This is a genomic window from Niallia tiangongensis (assembly GCF_044704065.1).
GTDB lineage: Bacteria > Bacillota > Bacilli > Bacillales > Cytobacillaceae > Niallia > Niallia tiangongensis.
In genome coordinates this window covers 4,520,282-4,539,947 of the sequence record NZ_CP162613.1, presented here as the reverse complement: position 1 = coordinate 4,539,947, position 19,666 = coordinate 4,520,282, and the positions used below count along the sequence as shown (strand labels likewise).

General features: G+C 34.2%; 19 protein-coding genes. 10 read left to right on the top strand and 9 right to left on the bottom strand.

Annotated elements, in window-relative coordinates; genetic code table 11:
- Positions 1-479: 479 nt before the first annotated feature.
- The gene (locus tag AB3U99_RS21505) at positions 480-950 is read right to left on the bottom strand and encodes a tRNA (cytidine(34)-2'-O)-methyltransferase (RefSeq protein WP_400243793.1); all 471 of its coding nucleotides are present in this window, start codon (positions 948-950) and stop codon (positions 480-482) included.
- Between the two features lie 302 nt (positions 951-1,252).
- On the opposite strand from AB3U99_RS21505, the gene AB3U99_RS21500 reads away from it, so the two are divergent.
- The 3 genes from AB3U99_RS21500 (at position 1,253) to AB3U99_RS21490 (ending at position 2,857) form a co-directional block, all read left to right on the top strand.
- Complete coding sequence (locus tag AB3U99_RS21500; protein WP_400243792.1) at positions 1,253-1,741, top strand: sigma-70 family RNA polymerase sigma factor; 489 nt, start codon at positions 1,253-1,255, stop codon at positions 1,739-1,741.
- A gap of 312 nt (positions 1,742-2,053) precedes the next feature.
- Complete coding sequence (locus AB3U99_RS21495; protein WP_400243791.1) at positions 2,054-2,293, top strand: helix-turn-helix domain-containing protein; 240 nt, start codon at positions 2,054-2,056, stop codon at positions 2,291-2,293.
- A 27-nt stretch (positions 2,294-2,320) separates the two neighbouring features.
- Positions 2,321-2,857: a competence protein ComK gene (locus AB3U99_RS21490; protein WP_400243790.1), complete on the top strand. Its 537-nt coding sequence runs from the start codon at positions 2,321-2,323 to the stop codon at positions 2,855-2,857.
- Positions 2,858-2,993: 136 nt separating this feature from the next.
- Here AB3U99_RS21490 and AB3U99_RS21485 read toward each other — a convergent pair whose 3' ends face one another.
- The 3 genes from AB3U99_RS21485 to AB3U99_RS21475 form a co-directional block, all read right to left on the bottom strand.
- Positions 2,994-3,500, bottom strand: coding sequence for an MEDS domain-containing protein (locus AB3U99_RS21485; RefSeq protein ID WP_400243789.1), 507 nt, complete (start codon positions 3,498-3,500; stop codon positions 2,994-2,996).
- Positions 3,501-3,519: 19 nt separating this feature from the next.
- Positions 3,520-4,281: a helix-turn-helix transcriptional regulator gene (locus AB3U99_RS21480; RefSeq protein WP_400243788.1), complete on the bottom strand. Its 762-nt coding sequence runs from the start codon at positions 4,279-4,281 to the stop codon at positions 3,520-3,522.
- A gap of 549 nt (positions 4,282-4,830) precedes the next feature.
- Positions 4,831-5,583, bottom strand: coding sequence for an EAL domain-containing protein (locus AB3U99_RS21475; protein ID WP_400243787.1), 753 nt, complete (start codon positions 5,581-5,583; stop codon positions 4,831-4,833).
- A 154-nt stretch (positions 5,584-5,737) separates the two neighbouring features.
- On the opposite strand from AB3U99_RS21475, the gene AB3U99_RS21470 reads away from it, so the two are divergent.
- Both AB3U99_RS21470 and AB3U99_RS21465 read left to right on the top strand, forming a co-directional pair.
- The gene (locus tag AB3U99_RS21470; RefSeq protein ID WP_400243786.1) at positions 5,738-6,274 is read left to right on the top strand and encodes a helix-turn-helix domain-containing protein; all 537 of its coding nucleotides are present in this window, start codon (positions 5,738-5,740) and stop codon (positions 6,272-6,274) included.
- A 60-nt stretch (positions 6,275-6,334) separates the two neighbouring features.
- Positions 6,335-7,516 carry a diguanylate cyclase domain-containing protein gene (locus AB3U99_RS21465; RefSeq protein WP_400243785.1) on the top strand — a complete coding sequence of 394 codons (1,182 nt, stop codon included), beginning with the start codon at positions 6,335-6,337 and terminating at the stop codon, positions 7,514-7,516.
- Positions 7,517-7,705: 189 nt separating this feature from the next.
- Here the strand turns inward: AB3U99_RS21465 and AB3U99_RS21460 are convergent, their stop codons facing one another.
- From AB3U99_RS21460 to AB3U99_RS21440, 5 genes are all read right to left on the bottom strand, one after another.
- Positions 7,706-8,602, bottom strand: coding sequence for a TIGR01777 family oxidoreductase (locus AB3U99_RS21460; RefSeq protein ID WP_400243784.1), 897 nt, complete (start codon positions 8,600-8,602; stop codon positions 7,706-7,708).
- Between the two features lie 203 nt (positions 8,603-8,805).
- Positions 8,806-9,264: a TetR/AcrR family transcriptional regulator gene (locus AB3U99_RS21455; RefSeq protein WP_400243783.1), complete on the bottom strand. Its 459-nt coding sequence runs from the start codon at positions 9,262-9,264 to the stop codon at positions 8,806-8,808.
- Positions 9,265-9,625: 361 nt separating this feature from the next.
- Positions 9,626-10,633 (bottom strand): Ger(x)C family spore germination protein, encoded by a 1,008-nt coding sequence (locus AB3U99_RS21450; RefSeq protein WP_400243782.1) that lies wholly within the window; start codon positions 10,631-10,633, stop codon positions 9,626-9,628.
- Positions 10,623-12,080, bottom strand: coding sequence for a spore germination protein (locus AB3U99_RS21445; protein WP_400243781.1), 1,458 nt, complete (start codon positions 12,078-12,080; stop codon positions 10,623-10,625). Before AB3U99_RS21445 ends, AB3U99_RS21450 begins: the two co-directional genes overlap by 11 nt.
- 3 nt (positions 12,081-12,083) lie before the next feature.
- Positions 12,084-13,181: an endospore germination permease gene (locus tag AB3U99_RS21440; protein ID WP_400243780.1), complete on the bottom strand. Its 1,098-nt coding sequence runs from the start codon at positions 13,179-13,181 to the stop codon at positions 12,084-12,086.
- Positions 13,182-13,495: 314 nt separating this feature from the next.
- On the opposite strand from AB3U99_RS21440, the gene AB3U99_RS21435 reads away from it, so the two are divergent.
- The 5 genes from AB3U99_RS21435 to AB3U99_RS21415 all read left to right on the top strand — a co-directional run bounded on the left by AB3U99_RS21435 (position 13,496) and on the right by AB3U99_RS21415 (position 19,607).
- Positions 13,496-14,980 (top strand): aldehyde dehydrogenase family protein, encoded by a 1,485-nt coding sequence (locus tag AB3U99_RS21435; RefSeq protein ID WP_400243779.1) that lies wholly within the window; start codon positions 13,496-13,498, stop codon positions 14,978-14,980.
- Positions 14,981-15,876: 896 nt separating this feature from the next.
- Positions 15,877-17,790, top strand: a complete 1,914-nt coding sequence (locus tag AB3U99_RS21430; protein WP_400243778.1) for a BglG family transcription antiterminator — start codon at positions 15,877-15,879, stop codon at positions 17,788-17,790.
- A 169-nt stretch (positions 17,791-17,959) separates the two neighbouring features.
- Positions 17,960-18,271 carry a PTS sugar transporter subunit IIB gene (locus tag AB3U99_RS21425; protein WP_400243777.1) on the top strand — a complete coding sequence of 104 codons (312 nt, stop codon included), beginning with the start codon at positions 17,960-17,962 and terminating at the stop codon, positions 18,269-18,271.
- A 22-nt stretch (positions 18,272-18,293) separates the two neighbouring features.
- Positions 18,294-18,617, top strand: a complete 324-nt coding sequence (locus AB3U99_RS21420; RefSeq protein WP_400243776.1) for a PTS lactose/cellobiose transporter subunit IIA — start codon at positions 18,294-18,296, stop codon at positions 18,615-18,617.
- Between the two features lie 210 nt (positions 18,618-18,827).
- Complete coding sequence (locus AB3U99_RS21415) at positions 18,828-19,607, top strand: MurR/RpiR family transcriptional regulator (protein ID WP_400243775.1); 780 nt, start codon at positions 18,828-18,830, stop codon at positions 19,605-19,607.
- Positions 19,608-19,666: the final 59 nt, after the last annotated feature.

Sequence of the window (19,666 nt, the reverse complement as noted above, 5' to 3'; positions counted from 1 at the left end):
TCTAAAATAGAGAACGTACGTTCGTTTTGGTGGGATAACCTTAACGGGTTGGAAAACTTGGAAAAGGAGGAGAATATGTGCAAAAGACACAACATCGAACTCATCATCCAAGAGGAAGGCTATACAACAAAAGCTAGTTTTCTAGGTAAAAGGATGAACTTCCTGTATATAATAAAAATTCCCAAGAAAAAAAGCCCGTTTTTTTCAAGGAAACGAGCGATTCGAGGACTCTACAAAACCTCTATGTCTATTTTAGTGAATGCTGACCTGAAATGCGCAGCAAATAGCTTAAGAAAAGGTAACCATAAAATCGGAGCTTTCAGACAAGCTCTGGTTAGGGGGCTTTGGAGATTCCGATGAGAATAAATTAGCATAATCTTAAAGGCTATTTCTAATCCTATCTCACGGAATCCCGGTGCTTTAGGCTTTAGCCGATTCATCTCGTGACTTCAGTCATGGGTTGTTGACTGCCAAGTAGTTCAAGTTAAATTAGGATACCCCTGCTGACGCAATGCTTCAAACACCAATATAGCAGCTGTATTTGAAAGGTTTAGGGAACGAATATGTTCCGTCATTGGGATTCGTAAAAAGTGATCTTTATGTGTTTCGAGTAAATCCTTTGGCAATCCTGTTGTTTCTTTTCCAAATATGAAATAATAATCCTTTGATTGATCCGTGAAATCATGCGCTGTATACGTTTTTTCAGCAAATGTTTCAATATAGTAAAACTCACCTTGGTTTTTTACAAAAAAGTCATCCAATGAGTCATAATATGTGATCTTTACAGTCTCCCAGAAATCTAAACCTGCTTGTTTGATCATCTTTTCATCAGTTGAAAAGCCAAGTGGTCGAATTAAATGCAAGGCTGTATCTGTTCCTGCACAAGTACGTGCAATATTGGCAGTATTAGCCGGAATCTCTGGCTGATATAATACAACATGTATTGCCATGAATGTCACCTCTATCTTTCTTTTCCCCTACAAATTATAGCATATTTTATGCTGGTCTCAGGTATTCAAAGCTACTATTTAGCTAGTGTAACTCTGCCTCTTTTAACGTAGACCCTATTCAAAAATTATTACTATTTCTTAAGTAAGCACCACTCAAACGGTAAGTTAGACACTATTTTTGACGATTTATTCTCTTTTATGCAGAGTAACTTTCTTTTTCTTAAATCGAAGAACTTCTTTTCTTTTTGTAAAGTAATGGTACCTAGGAATAACCAAGAAAAGTGCTTTTCTAAAAGGAACCGATGATGGAAGGAAAAACGTATGATCAATTAGTCGAGGAGTTTACGCCGATGATCCACCATATGATGAAAAAGTTGGCGATTTATAAAGATAAGCAAGAGTTTTTTCAAATTGGATTAATAAGCATCTGGGAAACAATGACTACCTTTAATGAGGAAAAGGGCAAATATAGTAATCATTTGTATCGGCATATGCAGGGGAGATTTCTTGATGAATTGAAGCGCCGGACAAGAGATGCAGAAAGAAGTGCTTATCCAAGTGAAGAATTTTGGGCTATGATGGAAAGTCCTACTTTATATCGAGAAGAAGAGGATTATATAAAAGGACTTTGTTATGCATTAACTGAGGGAGAAACAAAGTGGGTGATCGCTACTTTTGTTTATCAGTTGACCATGAAAGAAATAGCGAAGAAGGAACAAGTTTCCCCTTCGGCAGTTAAATGGTGGAGGAAAGGAGCGAAGGAGAAGTTAAAGAAGATGTTGAACACATAAAGGAAGCTGGGGAACGGCTCTAGGCCACTGAAAAAGTATAGTTATCCAAATTCAATAAGGATTTAGGTCTTTGAAAACCAACACAAATACCCTATTAAAAGCCAGCTACCACTAACAATCATTTTAAGTAGCAGTTTTTCAGTGGTCTCGGAACGGTTCTTCCACTTCCCTTCGCCTCTCTAGCTAGAGGTAAAAAGAAGAGCTAGTCCTCAAATTTCTAAAAAAGTAACAAAATGTTAACAAAATCCTTCCTAAAGGAAGTACCGCAACCAACAAGTCTCCTTCATAATAGTTCTAAAGGAGGTGTTGTGTTTGAAAGCAAGTGGCAAAAAAAGTTGTATTGATTATAAGTTATTGAAAGAAAGGAGGTTACAAAAAAAGTTCACCCAATATGAGCTTGCTAATGAGACAGGCTTAAATCATGATCATCTTGGTCAAATTGAAAGAGGAAAAAAAGAACCGAAAGTAAGTACGTTATACAAGATTTGTGAAGTACTTGATTTACAACTGGATGCCGTGCTAATTAAAGAAACAATGGAGGAAATAGAATAATAGAGAGTGAAAGAAGGAGTGTGTAGGATGAAGGAAGGAATCATTTTAAATAAATATATTGCGCATGAAAGTACCATGATAATCATGCCAATAGAAGCAATAGAATATGACGCGGTTGTAAAAGAAATAGATCGTACCGTGTATGTTAAACAAACGCCTTTAGAAATTATAAAAGAAAATCTATTAATTGGAGGATCTGATTTTGATGGACGGCGTCGTTCCATTACATATAAACTAGGAATGCAGAAAAAACTGCCAATGCCAATTAACCCCCCAAGAAATATTTATGCATTTCCCACCCATGCTCCTAGGCAATTTCACTGTCAATGGATCTTCACCGAGCATATTGATCACATACACCCAGTAAAACATAAAAAGAAATATAAAAGCGTTATCCTCTTTAAAAATGGAGAAAAAGTATTCATGGAAGTATCCCCATATATTCTAGAGAAGCAAATCATGAAATCATGGAAAGTAAGAAAATCAATGGATGATAGAGAAAAAATAGAGCAATATGCTTTTTTAATAAACGGTAGGAAAGAGATGGAGAAGGATAAGTTTTAATTTAAGTTTTAATTTCTGAATTTTCTTATTATTAACGAAAGGAAGTCGGGGGGGCTAGTCTTTTAGACTTACAAGAGCTGCCCCTCTGTGTTCCTCTTATCCTGATATAGTGTTGATTCCACAAATTCTTCATCTGTCATAAAATATTTTGTTTCTTCATAAAAGCTGTTTGTATTTTTGCATTTAGCTGGGAAGAAGAGTAGGCGCAAACAGACATTATTCCTAGTTCATTTACACAACAATCTGCTTTCTCTTCAAATGATACAAGGGAATCAATAAGAAACTCCTTCTTCCATATTACTTGCGCCCATGTTCGAATATTTACATTTTGTGAAACGAGAGGTTCAATTAAACTAGTAAAGTGGTTTGCTATTCTATCTATTTGAAAACCTTCGTAGTATTGGTAAAAAGTAAAATTATCAATATAATGAACAAGTTTTTGTTCTTCTTTCGTCAGTAAGTGAATTATTTCCTTATATATAACTGGATTCTCAATAATAATTAGCTGGTGTTTTAGAGATACTCCAGTTTTAATATAGGATATTAAGTTATATTTATATTTTTGAATATCATCATAAAGATAAAATATATGTGAAGTATTTTTAATATTAATATGATTATTCAGTTGAATATTATCTGCCAAAAAAAACACCACTCTTAGATTAAAATTTATATAAACTAGGATACACGGATTGATTACCTGAACGATTTAAAGGAGAGTGAACAATCTCATTATCAGTCATTAGGTATTTGAACATTCGCATCATTTTAAGATGCCATTTTGCAGAAATTTCATCACCATTGTAGGACTTAACAAACAAGATATCGCTTGTATTAAATGCTTCTAGATCCTCTTGATCAATGAACGAATCTACATTATATGGTGGATTGTGGTTTATCCATAGGGACATTATTTTAGGATTACTAATAATTCTATCGAGTATAAATTTCATGTCAATTTCGTTATTACTATCGTAAAAATGTATATTCTTAAAAAAATCACTGTTTGCAGATTGATTTAAGTTACTTAATTTTGACTCTAAACTAAGTAGGTTTTGAGAGTTATCAATAACTAGACAATCCTTCCCTTTAGTGATGGAAGTTACTAGGAACATAATTGCGTGTTCCAAATATTTTGTGTGATTTTCATATGAATAGAGTACGAACCCTTTTTTCGCACTAATAAAAAAATCTGATATTTGACTAAATGATTCATTGTATAGTGGGATGTTTTCATGTTGGAAAAAATAAAGTGGATCAAATTCTAAAACCAAAGCAATGGAATATGCTACACCTATACTTGGATTTCTTTTTCCACTTTCAATTTGTGAATAATAAGACCTATCTATAAAAGCAAAGGAAGCAACTTGTTCTTGAGTCATATTTTTTGCTTTTCGAATGCTTATAAGCCATTCTTTTTTCAACTTTTCTCCTCCTCATCTATCTTAGCTAATAATATTATGAGGCAATAATTATTAGACCAAATATACATAGATAATTCAATGTTAATTTATGCTAATGGTTTCTTACGCTGATGCAGATGCATGGTAAGATTTCTAATGCCATCTTGTTTGACGAAAACCTCTTGCAATATTGCCCATTTTATTTGAAAGAGCGTAGATCGTGAAGAAACGGGTACAATCTATGTATGTGCTGTGATTGAAGAATTATGAGTGTTTTGTCATGAAAGGCATTTGGCTGTTCCCAAATGTTCTTTGCAGTGGTGTTAAAGATTTAGTCGTGCATTTGAATAGAGGCATCGCAAAGAATATTGAATAATAATAGTGATTTGACAGCTTTTAAGCAAAAGTAAGAAACATAAAACAAGTGAAGAAAACGAATCGTTTCTTCACTTGTTTTATGTTAGAGATTTCTCTACGCATAAAATAGAATACCCTTATTTTTCTTTCGTTAAACCTGATTGAAAGTTCTGAAAATAACTATATATTACTATTTCCTTTTTCAGAGACTGTCTAGAATTGCTCTCTTTTGAAAAAATCTTCAATTTTTAAAATATCATATCTATGCATATCTGGCTTTCCAAGTAAGTATCCTTGTACCATATCAATACCGATTAACTTTGCCATTGCCAAGTCAGTTGGCTCTTCAACGCCTTCTAAAATAATCTTTTTATCTTTTTTAAATTTAATGACTGATTCTACTACATATTGTTTTTCTGAAGAATTAGCCAAATTTTTGGATAGCGATTTATCCAGTTTTATAAAATCGCTATCGAGAAAATCGATTTTTTGCAGAGATGTGGGATTTCTACCTACATCATCTAAGGCAACTTTGAATTTTAGCTGCCGTAAGTGTTTTATCGTCATTTTTAATTTGCACATTTCATTAGTTCCCAAATAGGAGTATTCTTCATTTAGTTCAAAGACAATTTTGTCCGTATCCAAATTTAAATTTTTGACTAAATTTTTTATGAAAATTGGCCATCTAGCGTCTAATAGTGTTCGTGGGTAGACATTAATGAATATCAAAGATGATTGTTTAGGCTTCATCACCATCATTCTTATGGCTTTTTCAATAGATAAGAAATCAATATCAATACTTTTTTTCTCTTTCTTTGCCCATTTAAATAATGTTGATGCAGAAGAAAAGTTAGGATGGCGTAACAGTATTTCATAACCAAATAATGACCAATTATGGACACAGAAAATAGGCTGATATAGATGATAATAATAATTGGTGAAGTTACTTATATCTCGTTTATCCATAAAATCACTCCGTTACTAAAGTATTGGGTGTTTGTTAAATATTTGTAAAGTAGTGCTTAGTATGATAATAACACTATTCAGTCAATGGGAAATGTGTCATATAGCCACTTTATTTGTCGATTAAATAGTTCTAAAGTTATAGTATGGTGATGATATGAAAAGAGATTGGTTAATAAACATTAGAAAATATAGTGGGTTAACTCAATTGCAGGTAGCTTCTAGGTGTTTTATAGATAGAGGCTATTATGCTCATATAGAAAGTGGCCTAAGGCAACCGAGTTTATCAGTTGCAAAAAAAATATCGTCTGTCCTTAGCTTTAGTCCTGCGCTATTTTTTGCGGAAGATTTTGATGATCCTTTTCAAATGTCATTAGAAAAATCCCCTATCATGATTGCTCACTGTAATTTGGACTTAAGGTACACATGGATATTTAATCCCCATCCAAATTTTGATGCAATTAATATGATCGGAAGAACAGACAAAGAAATAGCTGAAAATGAGGGATTAAGAAGATTAAGAAATTTAAAACGAGAAGTAATTAGTTCAAGAGATTGTATTAGAGAATTGATAGAGTTCCCTTTATCAGATGGAGGAAATGTCTATGATTTTTTTGGGAAACCACTAATGAATAGAGAGAGAATAATTGGAGTTATAACGATTTCTACGGAAGTAACTCATTTGATTAGATAATAAAAGTAATTGTTTCAAATTCTTTGCTAAAACAGTAGATATAAAACTGGAGGAAGCAATATGCACTTCAAAAAAAAATTTCCTATGATAATTTTGATGTTTTCTTTTATAGGAATCATAAACAATTTGGTTAATTCCGAAAGTCTCGATGTTGTTGGGTTGATCATTTGTATATTTATTCTTGTTTTATCATTTGTAAATAATAAATACCAAGTTAAATTAGTGAAAGAACAAGAAAGAGTAGAGCAGCAATGGAGAACAACAGTTAACGATAATGATAAGATTCGAAAAGAAATGGAAGAGTTTACATATGTTTTCGATTCATTTAAAGGTACAGTTTTATTTATATATGATAATGGTAGCGTAACTTATATTTCTAAAAGTGTTGAGGAATTATTAGGGGTCTCTAAATCAGATTTGAATAAGTCACGCCTTTTTTTTCCTGAATACATTTATCCAGATGATCTTAACAAAGTAAAAGAGGCTGAAAAAAACTTGTTTTTAGGGAATTCTGTAACTCTTTCTTATAGGCTAATTTCTTCTAATAACAATTCCATTATCTATGTGCTATGTAAAGGGATACCTGTTAAAGATACGCGTGGATCTATTAGCAAAATCTACGGGCAGATAATTGATATAACCAAAGGAAAGGAATTAGAAAGGGAACTCAGGCATTTAGCCTACTTTGACGACCTAACAGAGTTACCTAATAGAAAAATGTTGGAAAGCCACTTGCAAAAAGCTATATCCAGATCTAAACGTCATGAGCACAATCTGAGTTTGATGTTTATTGATCTTGATGACTTTAAACAGGTTAATGACACATATGGTCATGATATGGGGGATCAATTATTAAAAGAGGTTGTCTCCAGATTAACTAGCTGTTTAAGGGAAGAAGATGTTATTTCTCGGATTGGAGGGGATGAATTTATTGTAATTATTGAAGAGACTAGTAAAAGCGAAGTAGAGGATATAGCTAAGCGCATTCTGTCTATTGTAGCTCAACCTTACCAACTTGCAGATAGTAATATGATCAATATTTCATTAAGTATAGGGATATGTCTATACCCTGAAGGTGGAGAAGATAAAGAAATATTAGTTAAAAATGCGGACATTGCTATGTACCACGCAAAAAATGCAGGGAAGAATAACTATAAATTTTATAGTGAAGGTTTAAATATGGTAGAAGATAGCAATGCAAGAGGGATTTTTGGGAAATTAATGAACAAGTTTTTTAATTGACGATGAGCTAAGGGGGACAAGGGGTCAGGTTCCTTGTCCCAGGTTCTTCTTCTGGTGTCAGCACGACAAAAAGACTATGATTCCATTGTGTATTTCTGAGAAGGACAATGATGCTGAGGGCAGTTATTGTGACTTCAAATGGTTGGTTCGACTCCATCCATCTACCTCATAAGATATCCTTCTCGGTTTCTAGTATAAATTTTTAATTACTTCTCCTATTTCAGTATGTTTAAACGTATAGCCATTTTCTAAAAGAACAGTGGGTCTAACATGTTGTCCTTTCGTAATTAATATACTCATTTCTCCTAGTACGATTTTTAATAGGCAGTCGGGAACAGTGAACCAATTGGGACGTTTTAAATGGCTACTAATCTTGCGGCCTAATTCACTCATTTTTACTGGATGTGGCGAGGTGAAATTTACAGGCCCTTCGATTGTAGGGTGATTTGCGATATAAAGAAGTCCCTCTACAACATCTTCTATATGAATCCAAGAAACCCACTGATTTCCTGTTCCCAATCTTCCTCCTAGGAAATAGCGATAGGGAAGGACTAATTTTGGAAGTGCTCCGCCTTTATTCGATAAAACTAAGCCAAATCGGCAAAAAACTGTACGAATAGAATAGTTTTTTGCGTTATGAGCACATGCTTCCCAGTCTTTAACGGTATTCGCTAAGAAATCGTCTCCTAAAGGACTGCTTTCATTAAAACACATAGACTCTGAAGTACCGTAAATTCCTACTGCACTTGCATTTAGAAGGAGTGAAGGCATAGTAGGAAGACGATTAATTATAGCTAGTAATTCTGTTGTTGTCTGAAGTCTGCTGGATAAAATTACTTGTTTTCGCTGTTTTGTCCATCTCCCGCTGTTAAGAGAATATCCTGCTAAGTTTACAACAATGTCTATGCTTGGAAAAGGATATGCAGGAAGTTCGTTGTTGAGCCAAGGAATGTAATGAATATTTGGTGTATCATTCTGTTTTGAGTAATTACGTGTCAAGCAGTAGACAGTATGGTTGTCTTTTACTAATTGATTGATCAGTGCTTGGCCCACTAATCCAGTTCCGCCGGCAATTAAGAAATTCACTTTAAGATATCCTCCTTTTTGGTGTTAGAGAAACATAGGTGACTATCCTTTCCTATGTTTCATCTTTGAATGGGACAAGGGGTCAGGTTCCTTGTCCCAGTTGCAGAAAATTCAGTTTTAAAATTTGTGTTGAATTATTTTAGAGCGACATTAGTGATTATTCTTTATTCCTTTTAAAATAATAGTAACTGCTTCACTTGTATTCATTGACGCCATCGGCAACGATGCGACCATTCTTTCATTAGGTACGTTTGTAGCTCAGAAAATACTGGAAGGATCATTTCGATGCCAGCTTTGCTAATTCTTTTATGAATTTCTTCCTGTTCAGACTGATGTACAATATTTATGATACTAGAGTCACTTGCTAACATATCATTAATAAAAAGAAACATCTTTTCTAACCGATCCATAGCACTTCTTGAACTATCTTTCATTAGCTCGTATAAATTGGCAACTATTTCTTTTGCCCACTCTTCTACAACAGCATCTAGCAATTCTGATTTTGACTTTACATAATGATAGACAAGTCCATGTGCTACTCCCATCTGATTGGTAATGTCACTAATTTGAGTAGCTTCATATCCCTTTTCTTCAAATAATTGCTTAGCAGTTTGAATAATTTCTAGGCGACGTTCTTCTTTCGTTTTCGTTTTTCTTCCCATTTTCATCATATCCCTTAATAGATTATTGGATAAGGATACTATATCACATTGATCTGCCTGGAAGAAAGTAAGTGAAGAAATACAGCCAATACTAGCTGTACAACGAATTTCTATACCTAACTTGTTATGAGGAACACGTTTCTGAATGTTGAAGAGGGGGGCTTCTCCTGTTTCCCTTTTATGTGGTTTATGGGTTCCCGAGAAGGAGGAAGCAGGAGAATCACCGTCCCTATGTTTCCTACAAATCTATTTTACCTGTACTATCAATTGTTATATCTACTGTTATATGTTTCAGCATATCTTTCTGAATTAAATCTTGCTTTCCCTTTAACGTTTTTTTCCAGATTTGATTGTTCTGTCGTTATATTGTGTTTTCTAATTGTAAAATATCTATACCATTTTCAATCCCATTATTAAAGGTTGATTGAATTTCATTTTTAATTTCGTTTTGAATAAGCCTTTTATAATTTTTCTTTTTCGCCAAACTATTTAAAATGGTTGCTTTTCCTTCAATATGAATATCAAATTCAGGAGAACCCTGTTTCATATTCATAATAATTTTGGGCTTTACCTTCCAAATAGCGACTTCTAATGTGGTGTTTTTTTCTGAATTGGTTACTTTTAATAGGGAACGTTTAGTATTTGGCACTATCCATCTATATCCAATGAGTGATTCATCTGAAAACCAATCTTGATATTTCTTATTTTGAAACAAAAAAGCTCCATCTATAAATGGTAACGGATTAGGTTTACCCCCACTATACCATGATTGTCCTAATGATAAATTAGGAAGCACAACAGTGCGTGCTTTATCACGATATTCTCTCATAAAATCTAGTGCCATCAAAGGCGGGATTCTATTAAATTGTTTTGTAATGCCTTGAGGTGTGTGCTCTATAAGCGTCAATGGCGAGTTATTAAGGACAGGTGCGGCATTTAAAATTCCCAATAAGTCATCCTTTGTTCCAAATATCCATCCACTTAGCCTGAAATCAGGATATCTACGTATTAAATCTAATGTATCGTTAAAATGATTACTTAAAGCTGCTTCTGTTAAAATATAGCTACTGACATGACTAAAAACAATGGGTTGTTGCGAAGCTTCCTTAGCCTCTCTTATCGCGTCGAACAAGGTTGAACCAGAGCCAGTAACAATCCAAATGGGTGCCTTTTCCGTTGGTTTCCCTTGTTCTGTCTTTGCAACTGTAGAAAAATCAAGTAATTGTAGGTAGGTTTCAAACTTATTATCCTTATAATCCACTCCAATTGTTCCCACATAATAAACATCTTGTATTATTTTTTGATCCCAACAGCCTGTTAGGAAAATGGTTAAACATATTAATGAAAAATAAACTAATCTAGTTTTCACCCCTTTCCCCCTTCTTTTTCATTGCTTTAGATTTTGTTATAATACTCGGTTTTTCATCATCAAATTTAGTTGGTTTAGCAAGCATTGCTGCAATTATTTCACGGTGATTTATTGGTGCAAGAGGTTCCAAATAAGGGACACCAAATGATTTTAAATTTGTGATATAAATACAGATACCAAAGAAAGAGAGGAAAAAACCAAAAAAGCCGAATATAGATGAAAAAATCATGATAATAAACTTCATAAGAGTCACAGAGTTTGTTAGCGATGGGTTAACCAAAGTGAAACTGGCAACAGCGGATACTGCTGTAACTACGAGAATGCTTGGCGATGTAAGGCCTGCTCTTATTGCAGCGTCACCTATCATAATTCCTCCAACTACGGCAACGGTTTGTCCAACCGCTTTAGGTAGTCTAAGTCCTGCTTCTCGAAATAGCTCAAACATTACTTGCATTAGAAAGGTTTCAAAGGCAGATGAATAAGGTATACCGAACCTACCCATAGATATGGTTGCTAATAGTGGAGCAGGTAATTGTTCCGGATGAAATGATGTAGCAGCAATCCAAGCTCCTGGGATTAATAAGGAAATCCCTAGAGCAATAAGGCGGAGTACCCTTTGGAGCGCTACTATATAGAATGGAAAATAAGCATCTTCCGCAGATTTTAGTACCTCCATTAATCCAACTGGTCCCACTATTGCACTTGGATATCCATCCATTAATAGTACAAAACGACTATTTAACAAATTGGTCACAGTTAAATCGGGGCGTTGCGTTGTATCTGTGACTGGGAACAGGTTCAATGTACGATCAGAAATGGCCTCTTTTAGCATCGCTTGAGTCGGTGCCTCTTTATCAATGTTATCTATTCTTTTTCGCACCTTATTTACTATTTCTGTTTTTGTTAAATCCTTAAAAAAAAGCAGTCCTACCTTTGTTCTTGAGCGCTTTCCAATTACAAATTCCTCATATAACAATGAATTTGTTCTTAATCTTTTCCGAATCAAGGCCACATTTGTATGAAGATCTTCCGTAAACGAATCTCTAGCACCAATAGTTGTGACTTCCAAACTAGATTCTTCAGGGTTCCGATTCGGGAAAGTGGCCATATCTAAACTAAAAAGACTGTTTTCCTTTTCTAAGTAGAGCAATATTTTTCCATCAAATACTTCATCCACTAATTTAGAATCAAAATCTAAATTTAATTGTGAGATATTTAGTAAATTGCTATCCCTAAGTGGAGCTGATAAAGATACATGTTTATTTGCCATTAGTTCTAATGCAGGTAAAATAATTTGATTGATATCTTTTCCATCTACCAACATTTCGCAATATATCATTTTGAGTTCATGTTCAGCTTTCGAATCACCAAAGGAATGTTTTTTTATTTTTACATCACTACATCCTTTAAATAATTCACTGAAGTTAAAAGCCTGTATAACTTTCATTATTTATCCCTCTATCTTTCTTTTGTAAATAGAAAAAATAGAAAACATAGAAAACATGATTAGTGCCCCTCCAAAGACAATTACTATCAAAAAACTATAATATTTTATAATGAACTGTGAAAAAAGAGTTTCATCTATTGGTAACGAAGAGAACATGATTAAAGTAATATAAAGGACTGCCAAGAAATAAGCTTTAGCCTTTTTGGATTTCATTCTAAATAAATCCATTGTGATGAAACCTAGAAGAGCAATTCTGATAAACGATCCTGCTAACCATTGAAATATAGCAAAAAAATCAATATGTGATATATACTTGCCAATAGTAGCAATTCTCCAAAGTTCAAATGCAGGATATCCTTGATTCGATGCCGATTCAGGACCAAACACAGAAATAGCAGCCAAAAGTGGTCCAAGGGTAATGCCTATTAAGAACAAACTTTGAATGGCTAAATATAGGAAATTCACCTTTTTCTTAAGATGTTGTTGAAACAACAAAACAAGAAAGATTTCCATTATTCCACCAAGCGTTAAAAAAGCACTATGCCATACAGGACCCATTCCATTTTCTAATGCTGGAAATATATAGGTATAATGTTTTTTCGGACCGTTCGTAATTGCAATACCAATTCCTAAAATCATGACTATTGGAGCAATTATACCAGCAGTAAATGCAATATTTCTAATCCCCAACATACAACTAGAAAAGCACAATATCGCCAAAAAAATAGCTAAAGCCAAAGGGGGAGTATAAGGTAAATAACTTGCAATAGACCAAGAAATGGTATCTTTAAATGTCACACAGTTCATAATAAATAAACAGCCTGCAATAGGGATAATAAAAACATAATTTAATCCTTTTCCAAAATTCTGCGTTAACCATAAGGGAATTGACATACTAGCTGTACACTTTGATACAAAAGAGATGATTAGAATTAAAAGAGGAATAATTAGGGAAGCAATTAGAACGCCGATCCAAGCATCTCTTCCGCTAGCTTTTAATAGAATTGGAGTTAAGATAACGTGGTTATAGAGACCAGAACTAAGTAGCATCATGAGAAGTGCATTAGATAGCCCAATTGAATGTTCAGCAGTGTTGTTCAAGCTTCTTCCTCCTTTTTGAATTATTTTTCTTAATTTTTCCTATTCATAATGGAAATATGCATATTAGGTAGCAGGCACCAAAACGTATTATTAAATCAGCAGAGGGAAGGTTCTTGCGAGGTCATCCAACTCACAAGAACCTTCCCTTTAAAGTTGTCGCTGCCTGTCACATGCCGTCGTAATGTCAAATTCTCCCGAAATTTTTCTTCTTTTATTTGTTGTATCTCTATTTTCACAGTGTTAACATTGTTTTTGTAAGCGTTTTCTCGGAAAGTGCTAACCGTTAAACTATCTACTTTTTAAGGAGGAATTCGATGAACCAACAGACTGTAGTTTTAAAAGAAAAGGTTGAAAAGTTCCTGAGCGGCAAGAAAAAGTTATTTATTAATGGGGAGTTTGTTGAGAGTAAATCGCAAAAAACGTTCGATAGCTATAATCCAGCAACTGGTGAGGTTTTAGCAAGTGTCTATGAAGCGGGTGCGGAAGATATTGATTTGGCAGTGAAAGCAGCGCGAAAAGCGTTTGATGAGGGTCCATGGTCAAAAATGAGTGCTTCTGAGCGTAGTCGTCTTATGTACATATTGGCTGATTTGATGGAGGAGAATAGCGAAGAACTGGCCCAATTAGAAACGTTAGATAACGGAAAACCAATTCGAGAAACGACGAATGCGGATATTCCTTTGGCAATTGAGCATATGCGCTATTATGCTGGGTGGAGTACGAAGATTGTTGGACAGACAATCCCTGTTAGTGGTCCATACTTTAACTATACACGTCATGAGGCGGTCGGTGTAGTTGGGCAAATTATTCCTTGGAATTTCCCCCTTCTTATGGCGATGTGGAAGCTAGGAGCGGCCCTTGCAACTGGATGTACGGTTGTGTTGAAGCCAGCTGAACAAACACCATTATCCGCCCTTTATTTAGCAGAACTAATGCAGGAAGCTGGGTTCCCAGAGGGAGTTGTAAATATTGTTCCTGGATTTGGAGAAACGGCGGGGCAACCACTAGTTGATCATCCGTTAGTAGATAAAATTGCTTTTACTGGTTCCACAGAAGTTGGAAAAATGATTATGTCTAATGCTTCGAAAACATTGAAGAGAGTAACACTTGAGCTTGGTGGAAAATCACCGAACATTATCCTTCCTGATGCAGATTTAACAAAAGCAATTCCAGGTGCACTGAATGGTGTTATGTTCAATCAGGGACAGGTATGCTGTGCAGGCTCACGTGTATTCATCCAGAAGAAGCATTTTGATCATGTCGTCGCTGATATGGCGGCACAAGCTAAAAACATTAAACAAGGTGCGGGTATCCACGCCGATACAGAAATTGGACCGCTCGTTTCTGCTGAACAGCAGCAGCGTGTTCTTGGATATATTGAGCGAGGGCTGAAGGAAGGGGCACAGATAGTAGCTGGTGGCTTCAATCCACGTGAGGAAGGCTACTTCGTTTCTCCGACCATATTCGCCGATGTTCGCGATGAAATGACCATTGCCAAGGAGGAAATCTTTGGACCAGTTATTTCCGCCATGCCGTATGATGATTTAGATGAATTAATCAATCGGGCAAACAATAGTGAGTACGGATTAGCAGCAGGCGTGTGGACGAGAGATATTGCAAACGCCCACTATATCGCTAGCAAACTACGTGCCGGAACTGTTTGGGTCAACTGCTACAACACATTCGACGCAGCATCCCCATTCGGCGGCTACAAACAATCTGGAATCGGGCGAGAAATGGGATCCTATGCATTGAATAACTATACGGAAGTGAAGAGTGTTTGGGTTTCGATGCAATAAGGGAAACGGTGGGAAGGTTCGAGAACACTGAAAAACAGCAATTTACTGATTACTGATAGTAGCCATTATATAAATGGAGATGTAGCATTTGTTTTCTAAGGCGTCCAATCGCTTTCTTCCATGGGGCGAGCGTCGAGCCGCTTAATAACTACTCATGTAGGGTTTCGGGCATCCTTATTAGTTTAAAGATAATCAAAAGACATAGAAAGCAGAGGCTGACTCAAGAGTCGTTACAAAAACAACTACTTGAAGTCGGCTTTCTTTGTTAAAAGAATATTTTGGGGTTGATTAGTAAGAGAATGTCGAGTATTTAATTTAATCATGCTGTCTTTTATACAATGTAAGATGTGGAACATTCTTTTAATAGCTACACTCACTTTAACAGTTGTGGTAATTTATCTTATTGTAGGGTGCCCTAGTTTTACTACAACCTTGGAAGAAAGTGTATGTGAAGAAGTATTGGCATAATTGATGATTGAAAAAGAATTCTTTTTTTTGATGCTAGTCCGATTTATTGTTTACTGAGAGTAGTTCGGGCATCATTCCTATACTTACTTAAGGAACTTACTGCCTTTAAAAAATTACTTTATCCAAAAGTGATTTTCCATTCTCCTATTCCTTCATATTGGTTTTTCCATGCAATAAACTCCGGTTCTTTTTGAAAAAAATTAGGTGTAAAATCAAAGTGATTTTGACTATGATAAAATTAGGTAGTAGTCTGAGAAAATTCTATTAATGCTAATTTACTATCTGACTACCTTTTTTATAATATAGTAAATTGAAAGCGTTTATTTGAAGATAAGGAAACATTTTATCGATATGGTTACATGAATTTTTCCTACAATTTTTATAGACTAAATAATCTTCAATGGATTAGGTTGAATGAGGTGAGAAGTATGCTTACTCAGCGACAAAAAAATATTATATTTTTCCTGGTGAAATCTGCTAAACCAGTCACGGCGAGATGGATTGCAAAACAGCTAGGAGTAAGTGATCGAACAATTCGAAAAGAATTAAAAGATGTTCAAAGAGAAAGTAGTTCATTGGGGTTTGAGTTAAACTTGATACGTGGGAAAGGGTATCAAATACAGATTAAGGATGAAGAGTTGTTTAATCGAGAATTTAACGTGCTGATAGATGATGGAAATGGTCCATTATATACTGATTTTACTGTACAAAATAATAGAGTTATGTACCTATTAAAACAATTTCTATTAGATAATGGCTATATCAAATTAGAAGTTTTTGAAGAGAAGATGTTTGTATCAAAATCAACTATCCAAAATGACTTGAAAGAGGTGCGGAAAATTCTCGAATACTATCATTTAGAGCTTCTTAATCGTCCGCACTATGGATTATATATTCATGGTGATGAATATAGGAAACGTTTATGTTTAGCTAATTATATTCATAATCAGCAGACAGGCTTAGACTCAAATAGAGATCAACTGCCTATATTTAAAGTGGAAGTGTATAAGAAAATTCACTCCATTATTATCGGAAAAGTCAATCATTATAAAATAGAGATATCCGATATTTCTTTAGAAAATCTTGCGACACATATTACCATTGCTTGTAAACGAATAGAACAGGGCTTTCTAATTGATTATATAGAAGGAAACTTATTAGAAGAGTTTTCATTTGAAAAAATCGTTGCAAAGGAAATTGTGCGTGAGGTAGAAGTAAGCACTGGCTTAATATTTCCTGATACAGAAATTAATTATATTGTTATTCATTTAGTTGGGACAAAATTAATCCATAAAGAGAGTTTGACTGCATACAGCAAATTGGATGAAGTAGAAAGTATAATGAGTTGTATGTTATATAGATTGAAAAAAGAAATGAATTGGGATTTTTATCATGATCATGAATTTATTCAAGCGATGATTCTCCACCTAAGACCTGCCATGAATCGTCTTCGATATAAGATGAATATCCGTAATCCGTTGTTACAGGATATCAAATTTAAATATCCATTGGCATTTGAAGGTGCTGTGATAGCAAGTAAGTGTATGAAAGAATATTTAGCAATGGATATAGGGGAACATGAGATGGCCTACTTAGCCTTACATATCGGTGTAGCTCTTGAAAGAATGAAAAGTAAGGATAAAAAGGTGAAAAGAATTATACTTGTTTGTGCTTCAGGAGTAGGAAGTGCAAAATTACTTTATTACCGTTTAGAAAATATATTTGAACAAGCACTAGAAATAGTCGATACGATTAATTATTATCGATTAGAAGCTTATGATTTATCGTCAATTGATTTCATCATTTCTACAGTTCCAATTAAAGAAGAAGGCATTCCAGTTCAACTCGTAAGTACATTTTTAGAAGATTCAGATATCAGAGAAATTAGGAAGCATTTATCTGTAGCAACAGAAATGAATGATAACTATCTTGATTCAAGGAGAATTTTTTTAAAACAAGACTTACATACAAGAGAGGATGTTATTCATTTCTTGTGTGATAATTTGTATAAGCAGAACCTTGTTACAGAGGGGTATGAAGAATTGGTATTGGAAAGAGAGAACTCGGCACCAACCAGCTTTGGTAATTTGGTAGCAATACCACATCCATCCATTCCAGTTACAAATGAAACCTTTTGGACTATTTGTATTTTAAAGCGACCAATTGCTTGGAGTAATAACCAAATGGTGCAACTTGTTTGTTTACTTAATATCAGTGCTACTAAAAAAGGTGAATTAGATAAAATGTATCGGAAGCTTATTGCAATAATGGAAGATCAGGAACTGGTTCAACAACTGATTAATTGTGATCAAGTAGAAGAGATTATAAGGTTGTTAAATTAGTTAATTAAAGGATTTTTTAGGTGAATTGCGGGATTATTCTTTTCCGGTTGTAAAAAATAAAATGCAATTAATTCCTCTACATATTGGAAAAAGTATCGTTTAAAAATTAAGCGTTTACATTATATTATAAATATATAAGATATCTAACAACAATAAGGGGGATTTTCATATGAAATCAATTATGTTAGTTTGCGCAGCAGGGATGAGTACTAGTTTATTAGTAACCAAAATGCAAAAGGCAGCTGAAGATAAAGGATTAGATGCGGATATTTTTGCTATTTCTGCCTCGGAATTTGAAGATATACTGGAGAAAAAAGATGTAGGTGTAGTTTTACTTGGACCACAAGTGAAGTTTAAGCAAAAACAATTCGAAGAAAAATTAGAAGGTACGAATATTCCTCTTGATTCTATTAATATGCAACATTATGGAACGATGAACGGGGAAAAAGTGTTAGAATCCGCATTAGAATTGATGAACTAATATAAACAAAGGAGGGATACAAATGCAAGATCAAACACCAGAAGAATATGAAATAAGTTTTTCGATTATTAGTAATGTAGGAATGGCAAAAAGTCTAGTAATGGAAGGGCTGTTTGCTGCAAGAGAGGGTAACTTTGAGTTAGCTAAACAAAAATTGGATGATTCGAAAACATATTTTACAGAAGGGCATAAAATTCATTCGATGCTTATTCAAAGAGAAGCAAGTGGAGATAAGGTACCTTTCTCTCTAATTTTTATGCATGCGGAAGATCAGCTAATGAGTGCGGAAACAATCTCTACATTAGTAGAAGAAATGATTGAGATGTATAAGCGGATTAACATATGAAGAAAGATCAATAATCATCATAGGAAAGAAATGCTTAGTCCAAGAAAGGGGCTAGGCATTTTTTGCTTGTTTTTATTGGAGTTATTTCTATAGATTTCCTTAAATCACTTCGGTTACAATGAAGAAAGATAATAAAATGTTGATTTGATCATATATATTTGCATATAGAACTAATCCCTAATATTACGTTAATTAAAGGAGAATGGATATATGTTAATTAACAAGATGAAGTATATGAAAGACTTAACTAATCAGGAACGCCACATAGTGAATTATATACTTCAGAATCCGGAAACTATTTTTCGGGTTACCGCAAATGAATTGGGAAAATTAACGTTTACTAGCTCATCAACCATCGTGAGGTTATGTAAAAAAATTGGCACAAAGGGATTTCCGGATTTTCAATTGCAGTTTGCGTTAGAATATAAGGATTCTCAATTGAAAGATCAGTTGATTCATAGGAATGACAGAAATAATAAGGAGTTTTTAGATAAAGTCGATGCCATTCCATTTATTTATGAGGAAGCTTTGCTTCAAACTCGAAAGAAATTTAGGATAGACGATTTAATCGAGATTATCGGCTGGCTGAAGGAAGCTCATCGTGTTGAAATCTATGGAGTAGATGCGAATTATTATATCGCACAACAAGTATGTGGGAAATGGAGTGAAATAGGTATACATGCGATAGCATATAATAGTGTAAACTATCATTTGTTGAATAATGTCAAAAATAATAAAAAAACGGTCTCTTTTGTCATTTCCCATACAGGAACGAATAAAGCTATTATAGATATTGCGAAAACCATTAAACAGTTTAATAGAAAGGTGATTGCCATTTCAGGTAATGAAGAGAATGAATTAGTGAAGCTGGCTGATAAAAATATTCAAAGTTACTATAACAATGAAAACCTTCATCTCACCAAAATCTTTAATATCGTCACCACTCAATATATTTTTGATGTTTTGTATATAGGTACAATAGAAGAATAGAAGGTAACCATTTAATTAGTTTCTATCAATAAGTCCCAATAATGTCCAATTGTGAAATT